This is a genomic window from Pseudoalteromonas sp. T1lg88, from assembly GCF_002964765.1.
Classification (GTDB): Bacteria; Pseudomonadota; Gammaproteobacteria; order Enterobacterales; family Alteromonadaceae; genus Pseudoalteromonas.
Window position 1 is genome coordinate 553,635 of the sequence record NZ_PQCF01000031.1, and the last position, 825, is coordinate 554,459.

The 825-nt window shown below is 58.4% G+C and carries 1 protein-coding gene; it reads right to left on the bottom strand.

Features of this window, described 5'->3' with window-relative positions; translation table 11 throughout:
* On the bottom strand, positions 1 to 825 hold an 825-nt coding region (locus tag C2M34_RS11640), incomplete at both ends, for an Ig-like domain-containing protein (protein WP_199878792.1).

Consider the following 825-nt stretch of genomic DNA (forward strand, 5'->3'; position numbering starts at 1 on the left):
ATCGTTGATGGTCACCGAAGGTGCGCCCGTATCTAGGGTGGTGGTATCGGTGACCGTGCCTGTGTTCCCGGCAGCGTCTGTCACTGTCATGGTGACAGTCAGTTCACCGTCGGCGAGACCTGAAAGGTCTTGCCCAGTGACTGTCAGGTTGCCGTTGCTATCCGTGCTGATCGCCGAGCTCGGTACCGTGATCGTGGTCACACCATCACTGATGGTGATGCTGTTCACTGTGGCACCGGCTTCAACGCTGCCGGTGAAGCTGACGTTCGTGGCTTCGTCCGCGTTGACAAGCTCATCCCCACCGTCGTTGAACGCGATGCTGTTCGCACCATCGCCCGTGGTTGGCGCGCTGGTATCAATGACTAAGTTGCCCGTGGCCATGCTGCTGTTACCCGCAGCGTCGGTGGCGGTCACTGTGACTTGGTAGCTACCGTCCATAAGCGCTGGTAAGGTGTCGTCCACCAAGGTCCAGGTGCCGTCGCCATTGTTGGTGGCAACATAATCCACACCCTCAACGGTTACTACTATGCTCGCCTCTGGATCATCTATGGTGCCGGTCAAGGCTGGGGTGCTGTCATTGGTGGTGTTGTCGTTGATGGTCACCGAAGGTGCGCCCGTATCCAGGGTGGTGGTATCGGTGACAGTACCTGTATTCCCTGCGACGTCGGTCACTGTCATGGTGACGGTCAATTCACCGTCGGCGAGACCTGAAAGGTCTTGCCCAGTGACTGTCAGGTTGCCGTTGCTATCCGTGCTGATCGCCGAGCTCGGTACCGTGATCGTCGTCACACCATCACTGATGGTGATGCTGTCGACGGTGGCACC